At 65.4% G+C, this 8764-nt stretch carries 8 protein-coding genes; 7 read left to right on the top strand and 1 reads right to left on the bottom strand.

The window, feature by feature from the left end; translation table 11 throughout:
- The 3 genes from metG to Q0Q36_RS16435 all read left to right on the top strand — a co-directional run.
- The coding region (gene metG / locus Q0Q36_RS16445) for a methionine--tRNA ligase (protein WP_293799339.1) at positions 1–1439 on the top strand (1439 nt) is incomplete at its 5' end.
- Positions 1439–2239 (top strand): TatD family hydrolase, encoded by an 801-nt coding sequence (locus Q0Q36_RS16440; RefSeq protein ID WP_293799338.1) that lies wholly within the window; start codon positions 1439–1441, stop codon positions 2237–2239. The genes metG and Q0Q36_RS16440, both read left to right, overlap by 1 nt.
- 9 nt (positions 2240–2248) lie before the next feature.
- Positions 2249–3052: an MBL fold metallo-hydrolase gene (locus Q0Q36_RS16435; protein ID WP_293799337.1), complete on the top strand. Its 804-nt coding sequence runs from the start codon at positions 2249–2251 to the stop codon at positions 3050–3052.
- 174 nt (positions 3053–3226) lie between these two features.
- On the opposite strand, the gene hmgA is transcribed toward Q0Q36_RS16435, so the two are convergent.
- Positions 3227–4579: a homogentisate 1,2-dioxygenase gene (gene hmgA, locus Q0Q36_RS16430; RefSeq protein ID WP_293799336.1), complete on the bottom strand. Its 1353-nt coding sequence runs from the start codon at positions 4577–4579 to the stop codon at positions 3227–3229.
- A gap of 105 nt (positions 4580–4684) precedes the next feature.
- Here hmgA and Q0Q36_RS16425 point away from each other — a divergent pair, with 105 nt between their 5' ends.
- The 4 genes from Q0Q36_RS16425 (at position 4685) to Q0Q36_RS16410 (ending at position 8742) form a co-directional block, all read left to right on the top strand.
- Positions 4685–5119, top strand: a complete 435-nt coding sequence (locus Q0Q36_RS16425; protein WP_293799335.1) for a MarR family winged helix-turn-helix transcriptional regulator — start codon at positions 4685–4687, stop codon at positions 5117–5119.
- 95 nt (positions 5120–5214) lie between these two features.
- The gene (gene fahA / locus Q0Q36_RS16420; RefSeq protein ID WP_293799334.1) at positions 5215–6579 is read left to right on the top strand and encodes a fumarylacetoacetase; all 1365 of its coding nucleotides are present in this window, start codon (positions 5215–5217) and stop codon (positions 6577–6579) included.
- 86 nt (positions 6580–6665) lie between these two features.
- The gene (locus tag Q0Q36_RS16415) at positions 6666–7406 is read left to right on the top strand and encodes a GntR family transcriptional regulator (protein ID WP_293799333.1); all 741 of its coding nucleotides are present in this window, start codon (positions 6666–6668) and stop codon (positions 7404–7406) included.
- A 127-nt stretch (positions 7407–7533) separates the two neighbouring features.
- Positions 7534–8742: an ABC transporter substrate-binding protein gene (locus Q0Q36_RS16410; RefSeq protein ID WP_293799332.1), complete on the top strand. Its 1209-nt coding sequence runs from the start codon at positions 7534–7536 to the stop codon at positions 8740–8742.
- Positions 8743–8764: the final 22 nt, after the last annotated feature.

The raw sequence follows: 8764 nt of genomic DNA, 5'->3' as shown, positions 1-8764 counted from the left end.
ACGGCTACGACGTCTTCGCCATGACCGGCACCGACGAGCACGGCCAGAAGGTGCAACGCACGGCGGCGCAGAACGGCCTCTCGCCGAAGGATTTCGTCGACAAGATCGCGGCGCGCTTCCAGGAGATGGAGCAGCGCCTCGGCTGTTCCTTCGACCGCTTCATCCGCACCACCGATGCCGACCACAAGGTCTCGACCGACGAGCTCTGGCGGCGGATGGAGGCCAATGGCGACATCTATCTCGCGAAATATTCCGGCTGGTATTCCGTCCGCGACGAGGCCTTCTACGGCGAGGAGGAAACCACGCTCCAGCCCGACGGGACGCGCCTGGGCGGGCAGGGCACTCCGGTCGAATGGGTCGAGGAGGAGAGCTATTTCTTCCGCCTCAAGTCCTATCAGGACCGGCTCCTGAAGCTCTACGCGGATGTGCCGGACTTCATCTCGCCGGAGACGCGCAAGAACGAGGTCGTCTCCTTCGTGAAGAGCGGGCTCGAGGACCTCTCGATCAGCCGCACGACCTTCGACTGGGGCTTAGCCGTACCCGGCGATCCGAAGCACGTCATGTATGTCTGGGTCGACGCGCTCAACAACTACGTCACCGGGACGGGCTTCCCCGATCCGGCGAACCCGCGCGCGCATTATTGGCCGGCCGATGTCCATATCATCGGCAAGGACATCGTGCGCTTCCACGCGGTCTATTGGCCGGCCTTCCTGATGTCGGCGGGGCTGCCGTTGCCGAAGCGCGTCTTCGGCCACGGCTTCCTGCTGAACAAGGGCACGAAGATGTCGAAGTCGCTCGGCAACGTCGTCGATCCCTTCGACCTCGCCGAGACCTATGGCGTCGACCAGTTGCGCTATTTCTTCCTGCGCGAGGTCTCCTTCGGCCAGGATGGCAATTACAGCCACGACGCCATCGTCGGACGAATCAATGCCGACCTCGCCAATGATCTCGGCAATCTCGCGCAGCGCTCACTGTCGATGATCGCCAAGAACTGTGAGGGCAGGGTGCCCCCGCGCGGCACGCTGAACGAGGCCGATGAAGCCATGCTCGCCATGGCCGATGCGGCGCTCGCGAAGGCGCGCGACGCGATGAAGGATTTCGCCCTTCACACCGTGCTCGCCGATCTCTGGGCCCTTATTGCCGAGGCGAACCGTTATTTCGCCAATAACGAGCCCTGGCGCCTCACCAAGACCGATCCGGCGCGCCGTGACACCATCCTGTATGTCACGATCGAGGTTCTGCGCGAGGTCGCGATCCTGGTGCAACCAGTGATGCCGGAGGCGGCGGGCAAGCTGCTCGACCTGCTGGGTGTCGCTCAGAAAGACCGTAGTTTCGCGGCGCTCGGCTCGGATCATCGTCTCGTCAGCGGCTCAAGCTTGCCGGCGCCGAGCGCGATCTTCCCGCGCTATGTCGAGCCCGAGGACGGCCAGGCGGCGTGATGATCATCGATACGCATTGCCATCTCGACTTCCCGGATTTCGCCGAGGAGCTTCCGGCCTATGTCGCGCGGGCCGAGGCAGCCGGTGTCGGCCGGATGGTGACGATCTCGACCCGGGTCGCGCGCTATGCCGATTACGCCGCGCTGGCGGAGCGTTTTCCGTCAGTCTGGTTCTCGGTCGGCACGCATCCGCATCAGGCGCATGAGGAACTGGACGTCACGGCCGAGCGTCTCGTGGAGTTGTCGCGCCATCCGCGCTGCGTCGCGCTCGGCGAGGCCGGGCTCGACTATCACTACGATTCGAGCCCGCGCGCTGCGCAGGCCCAAGGCTTGCGCACGCATATCGCCGCGGCGCGGATCACGCAGCTTCCGCTCGTCATCCATTCGCGCGAGGCCGATGACGACATGAGCGCGATCCTGCGCGAGGAGATGGGGAAGGGCGCCTTCCCTGCCATCCTGCACTGCTTCACCGCCGGCGAAGCGCTGGCCATGACTGGCGTCGAGCTCGGGCTTTACATCTCGTTCTCGGGCATCCTGACCTTCAAGACTTCCGAGAACCTGCGCCGGATCGCGCGGATGGTGCCGCGCGAGCGCCTGCTGGTCGAGACGGATGCGCCCTATCTCGCCCCGGTTCCGTTCAGGGGCAAGCGCAACCAGCCGGCCTATGTCATTGAGACTGCGAAGGTCCTTGGCGATACACTCGGTGTGTCTTTCGACGAGATCGCCCGCATCACGACCGAGAACGCGCGGCGCTGCTACTGGAAGATGGATCATGCCGCGCCGGTCGCGCAGGTAGCATGACGCGGCGCCATGACGCTCACCGTCACCATTCTCGGCTGCGGATCATCAGGGGGCGTGCCGCGGCCGGGCTCCGGTTGGGGCGCCTGCGATCCCGCCGAGCCGAAGAACCGGCGCCGGCGCTGTTCGATCATCGTCGAGCGCATGGGCCCCGACGGCATGACGCGGGTGCTGGTCGATACCTCGCCAGACTTGCGCGAGCAGCTTCTCTCGGCCGAGGTGCCGGCGCTCGACGGCGTGCTGCTGACGCATGACCATGCCGACCATACCCATGGCATCGACGATCTGCGCGCACTCGTCCTGCATATGCAGCAGCGCATCCGGGTCCATGCCGACAAGACGACGCAGGCCTCGCTGCGGTCGCGCTTCGGCTATCTCTTCGAGACGCCGACCGGCAGCTACTATCCGCCAATCATCGACCTCGACGAGATCAGCGCCGGCCGGCCACAGACCATCGACGGCGCTGGCGGGCCGATCACGGCCTTGCCGTTCCGGGTCGAGCACGGGCCGAACTACGAGGCGCTGGGCTTCCGGTTCGGCGATCTCGGCTATCTGCCGGATGTCAGCCTGATTCCGCCGGCGGCCATGGAAGCCATGGCCGATCTCGATGTGCTGATCCTCGACTGCCTGCGCGAGACGCCGCATCCCAGCCATTTCCATCTGGCGCAGTCGTTGGAGGCGATCGCGCACTTGCAGCCGCGCCGCGCGATCATGACCAATCTCCATGTCGATCTGGATTACGCCAGCCTGAGCAAGCGCTTGGATGGGATTGCAGAGGTGGCGTTCGATGGGATGACGATCTCGGTCCCAGCCTGAAACGCCAGCATTTCAGGCAGCGTCTGCATCGGAGTTAGTTCCATAATATACCTTATGCGAATCAATCCTGGGCAGATGCGACCCTCTTCCCTTGAGATCAATGTCTAGAACAGCGGCCGATGACGCACGGCTGCTGTTCCTCCGCCGACTGAACGCCGCCGCGCCCTCTCAAGCTCAGGGCCTGTTCGGATCGAAGTGCTTGGTCAGCTTATGGCCGTAGCCGCCATAGTCGCGCTGGAGCGAGTCCGAGCTGGCGGCAAAGGCCGTGACCTGCTGCGGAAAGCGCGTCTCGAACATGAAGGCCAGCGTGCCCTCCAGCTTGTGCGGCTTTAGCTCGACATTGCTCGCCTTCTCGAAGGCATCGACGTCCGGCCCGTGCGGCAGCATCGTGTTGTGCAGCGAGATGCCGCCCGGCACGAAGCCGCCGCCGGTCTTGGCGTCGTAGACGCCGTAGACCAGCCCCATGAACTCGCTCATCACGTTCATATGGTACCAGGGCGGCCGGAAGGTGTTCTCGGCCACCAGCCAGCGATCCGAGAAGATGACGAAGTCGATATTGGCGGTACCGGGCGTCTCCGAGGGCGAGGTCAGCACCGTGAAGATCGACGGATCGGCGTGGTCGTAAAGGATCGGCCCGACCGGGGAAAAGCGCCTGAGATCATACTTGTACGGGGCGTAGTTGCCATGCCAGGCGACGACATCGAGCGGCGAATGCTCGATATCGGCGGCCCAGAGATTGCCGCCCCATTTCACATACATCCTCGAAGGCGCGTCGCGGTCCTCATAAGCAGCGACGGGGGTGAGAAAATCGCGCGGATTGGCGAGGCAGTTGGCGCCGATCGGCCCGCGCTCGGGCAAGGTGAAGGCGCCGCCATAGTTCTCGCAGATGTAGCCGCGCGCCGGCCCGTCCCTCAGCTCGACGCGGATCTTCACGCCGCGCGGGATCACCGCGATCTCGCCGGGCTCGATGTCGATGATGCCGAACTCGGTCCAGAGCCGTAAAGCCCCCTGCTGCGGCACGAACAGCATCTCGCCATCGGCATTGTAGAAATACTCGTCCACCATCGAGCGCGTGATCAGATAGACATGCGCGCCCATGCCGCCTTGGCTGCCGGCGTCGCCGGCGGTCGTCATACTGCGGATTCCCTCGACGAAGGAGATCGGCTCCGACGGGATCGGGATCGGGCTCCACCGCAGCGGCGCGATCGGCATGTCAACCTCGCGGGCCGGAGCTGTGCGCCAGAACCCGGCATCGACCTTACGGAACTCGTTCCAATGCGCGACGGTCGGGCGGATCCGATAGAGCCAGGAGCGCTCGTTGGTGGTGCGCGGCGCAGTGAAGGGCGACCCGGAGAGCTGCTCGGCATAAAGGCCATAGGCGCATTTCTGCGGCGAGTTGCGCCCAAGCGGCAGGGCGCCCGGCAGCGCCTCGGTCTCGAAGCCGTTGCCGAAGCCGGACATGTAGCCCGTCGCGATGGCGCTCTCGGCCTTGGCGGCACCGGCATGGGCCGGGTTCTGAACGTTCATGGTGGCGCCCTCTCCTCGCGACGGCCTTGGGTCGGCGGCATACCCTGTGCGGGCTTCGTTCGAGATGGTTGCTTTGGTAACTGTCGATTTTGTAACTAACAAGGCATGTCGAAACTCGCGCTCGAACACTTCTTGCCCTATCGCCTCAACCGCCTGAGTTCGGCGGTCTCCCAGCAGTTCCGGGCGGTCTACGGGCCGCATCATGATCTGACGGTGCCGGAATGGCGGGTGCTGGCCACCCTTGCCCAGTTCGGCACGATGACGGCCAAGGCCATCGGCAAGCACTCTTCCATGCACAAGACCAAGGTCAGCCGGGCCGTGCGGGCGTTGGAGGAGCGACGCTGGCTGACCCGCTGCGAGAGCGAGCACGATCGGCGGGAGGAAAGCCTGTCGCTGACGGCGCCCGGCTTGCAGGCCTATGGCGAGATCGTGCCGCGCGCCCTGGCTTTCGAAGCGGGCATCCTCGCCGCGCTCGGCCCCCATGCCGAGCCCTTGCTCCGCGCGCTTGCGCTGATGGAAGAGCGCTTTCCCGTCGATTGAGCTTCGCGTCCCACGCGCTGGGGACAGAGGCGGGGCATCGCTTCCGCTTAGGCTCGCCGCCGAACTGACCGAGTCAGAACGGATTGGATGAGCCTATGCAGGGCAGCACTCTCGACGCGCGGGCGGAAAACCCGCCTCGCCACACCTCCTCCGCTGCCGCGCTCGACGCCAGCCATGATCCGGCTTTGCGGAGCTGGGTCGAGTCGGCGCGGGATCATGCGGAATTCCCGATCCAGAACCTGCCCTTCGGTGTGTTCTCGCCCAATGGCGAGCCGGCGCGCGGTGGTGTCGCGATTGGCGACGAAATCCTAGATCTGGCTGCGCTCGCGGCGTCCGGCTTTTGCGCCGACATCGCGGAGACCGTCACGGCCGCAGCCGCGCCGAACCTGAACGGCTTTCTCGGGCTGGGAACGGGTGCGCGCAAGCAACTGAGGGCGCGGCTCTCGGCCCTGCTGGCGGAAGGCGCGTCTGCGCAGGCTACGCTGAAACCGATGCTGCACCCGGCACGGAATTGCTCGCTCGGCCTGCCGGCGCGGATCGGCGACTACACGGATTTCTATGCGGGCATTCAGCATGCCATGAATATCGGCTCGCTCTTGCGGCCGGATAATCCGCTGCTACCGAACTACAAGCACATCCCGATCGGCTATAACGGCCGCGCCTCGTCGGTCCGGCCATCCGGCGAGCCCTTCCTGCGCCCGAACGGCCAGCGCAAGCGGCCGGACGAGGCTGAGCCCAGCTTCGGCCCCTGCCGTAATTTCGATTACGAGCTGGAGCTGGGCATCTGGATCGGCCCCGGCAATGCGCAGGGTTCGCCTGTGCCGATCGACGAGGCCGACGACCGGATCGCCGGCTTCTGCCTGCTCAACGACTGGTCGGCGCGCGATATCCAGGCTTGGGAATACCAGCCGCTCGGCCCCTTCCTCGCCAAGGGCTTTGCCACGACGATCTCGCCCTGGATCGTGACGCCAGAGGCGCTGGCGCCCTTCCGGAGAGTTCAGGTGCCACGTCCTGAAGGCGATCCGGCGGCCCTGCCCTATCTGAGCCCTGCCGAAGCAGAAGTGCCGCATGCGCTCGACGTCACGCTGGAAGTCTTCATCGAGACCGCAGCGATGCGCGCGAACGGTCTGGCGCCGCACCGGCTCTCGCTCGGCAGCACGCGCGACCTCTACTGGACGCCGGCGCAGTTCGTCGCCCATCACAGCTCGAACGGCTGCAACCTCGAACCCGGCGATCTCTTCGGTTCCGGCACGATCTCCGGGCGCGATCCTGGCTCCTTCGGCAGCCTGATGGAGATCACGCGCGGCGGCCGCGAGCCGATCGCGCTGCCGAATGGCGAAAGCCGGACCTATCTCATCGATGGCGACACCATCATCATGAAGGCCAGCGCCCGGCGCGAGGGCTTTGTCGAGATCGGCTTCGGCGAATGCCGGGCCGAGGTGCTGCCGGCGCGCGGCTGAAACGAGCGCTGTTGTCCCCTGCTCTGGTGACAGCGGACGCGCTATGGCTTCGGCATCATCGGGTTGACGCTGCCTTCGGGGATCGCATGCAGAAGCGCTTCACACTCGCCGCTTCGGACCAGCCATCGGGAGACGCCGAGAAGGCCGCGCTCGGCCGGCGCCGCTCCGGCGATGCCTATGAGACCCTGCGCAACGCCATCCTCTCTGGGGAGATCCGGCCGAACGAGCCATTGATCGAGGCCGATATCGCCGCTGTGCTGGCCGTCAGCCGGACGCCGGTGCGCGAGGCCTTGCAGCGGCTGGCGGTCGAGCAGTTGATCGTGCCGCGCCGGCGCGGCTGGGCCGTGCGCGAGATCACCGCCGTCGAGGCGAGCGAGAATTCGGAGGTCCGCGCCGCGCTGGAAGGCTATGCTGCCAGGCTCGCCGCCGAGCGGGCTAGCGATGACGAGATCGCGGCGGTTGCCGCCGTCCATGCCCGCCGCATCGCCGGCGATCCCGCCGACGACAAGACCCGCGTCGAGACCAATCGCGAGTTCCACGGCATCATCGTCGCCGCCGCTCGCAACGAGAAGCTGCGCGACGCGATCCTCCGTTCGGGCCGGTTCTACTTCAACGGCTCGGTGGCACGGATGACCTCGCCGGCCGAATTCCGCCTCAGCAACGAGGACCACGAGATCATCCTGCAGGCCCTGCTGGCGCGCGACGGCGACCAGGCCGAGCAGGCGATGCGCAAGCACATCATGCGCACCTTCCATATCTTCCGCGAACTCTCCTATCCCGTGCATGACGCACCCTCGCTGGCGCCTTTGCATGGCTCGGAAGGGTAGACGCCGCAATGTCCCACGCCGCTGTGACAGATACCTGCAACCGGCCGGCTATGATCCCCACAGGATCGGTCCGCCATGAGCCGACGACCTCAACGACACAACAAACGGACGACCAGGGAGAGAGACGATGAGCGTGAACAAGACCGCAGCCGGCCTGACGCTGGCCGCCAGCCTGCTGATCGGGGCCGCGGCCGGCGCGCAGGAGCCGGGCATCACCGACAAGGCGATCAAGATCGGCATCTTCGGCCCGCTATCCGGCCCGAACATGGCCTATGGCTTCGACGTCGTGAACGCGGCCAAGATGTACTACGACAAGATCAACAAGGAAGGCGGTATCCACGGCCGCAAGATCGAGTATGTCGTCGAGGACGACCGCTGCAATGCCAATGACTTGGTTGCGGCGGTGAAGAAGCTGGTCGAGCAGGAAAACGTGTTCATGCTCAATGGCGGCTCGTGCTCGGCCGCCGTCGTCGCCGCGAAGGACTACGTCGTCCGCAACAAGGTGCCCTACCTGATGCTGAACGCATCGGGCGACGGCGCGCTGTTCCCGCCGACCGATTACATCTTCGGCGCCTATTCGATCTCGCAATATGCCGTCGGCGGCGCGATGGTCGAGTTCGCGGCCAAGCAGTTCGGCGCCAAGAACGTCGCCTATATCAACCATGACGACGCCTATGGCGCCTGGAACCTGGAAGGCTCGAAGAAGGACGCCGAGGTCAACGGCGTGAAGCTCTCGGTCGAGTCGATCAATCCCGGCATCAACGACGTCACTGCGCCGTTCCTGAAGGTGCGCGCCGCCAACCCGGATGCGATCCTGCTGGTCACCTATGCCCGTCCGGCGGCACTGTTAATCAAGAAGGCGGCCGAGATGGGCTTCAACAAGCCGATCATCCTCTCGGTCACCGGCACGGCCAGCCTCAACCAGCTCGCCGAGAATGTCGGCAAGGACGCGCTCAAGAACTTCTACACCCAGGAGGTCATGATCGACTCCCCCGGCGGCGCCAAGCTGAAGCCGATCTACGACATGTACAAGGCTGCCTATCCGGATCTGGCGGCCAAGCCCGACCATCCGCAGACCTATATGCCCTATGGCATCCCCCCGGCGATGTCGCTGGTCAAGGCGCTGCAGGATGCCGGCCCGAACCCGACCCGCGAAAAGGTGCTCGCCGCGCTGAAGACGCAGGATTTCGACTCGGGCGTCATGGCCGGCCGCATGCAGTTCGGCCCGGAGCAGCGCGCCGCCAACCGCTCGACGATCTTCATCAAATATGACGGCACGACGATGAGCCCGCTGCCGGGCGTCTTCACCAGCCGCTGGACCTACCAGGCGAAGTGATCGCCTTCGGCAGGCCGCTTGA

The sequence above is a fragment of the uncultured Allobosea sp. genome (assembly GCF_945957345.1).
Classification (GTDB): Bacteria; Pseudomonadota; Alphaproteobacteria; order Rhizobiales; family Beijerinckiaceae; genus Allobosea.
This window is presented reverse-complemented; position numbering and strand designations above follow the sequence as displayed.

Coding starts and splice junctions, on each gene's coding strand:
- Q0Q36_RS16440 (WP_293799338.1), top strand. CDS start 1,439: ATGATCATCGATACGCATTGCCATCTCGACTTCCCGGATTTCGCCGAG.
- Q0Q36_RS16415 (WP_293799333.1), top strand. CDS start 6,666: ATGCAGAAGCGCTTCACACTCGCCGCTTCGGACCAGCCATCGGGAGAC.
- hmgA (WP_293799336.1), bottom strand. CDS start 4,579: ATGAACGTTCAGAACCCGGCCCATGCCGGTGCCGCCAAGGCCGAGAGC.
- fahA (WP_293799334.1), top strand. CDS start 5,215: ATGCAGGGCAGCACTCTCGACGCGCGGGCGGAAAACCCGCCTCGCCAC.
- Q0Q36_RS16425 (WP_293799335.1), top strand. CDS start 4,685: ATGTCGAAACTCGCGCTCGAACACTTCTTGCCCTATCGCCTCAACCGC.
- Q0Q36_RS16410 (WP_293799332.1), top strand. CDS start 7,534: ATGAGCGTGAACAAGACCGCAGCCGGCCTGACGCTGGCCGCCAGCCTG.
- Q0Q36_RS16435 (WP_293799337.1), top strand. CDS start 2,249: ATGACGCTCACCGTCACCATTCTCGGCTGCGGATCATCAGGGGGCGTG.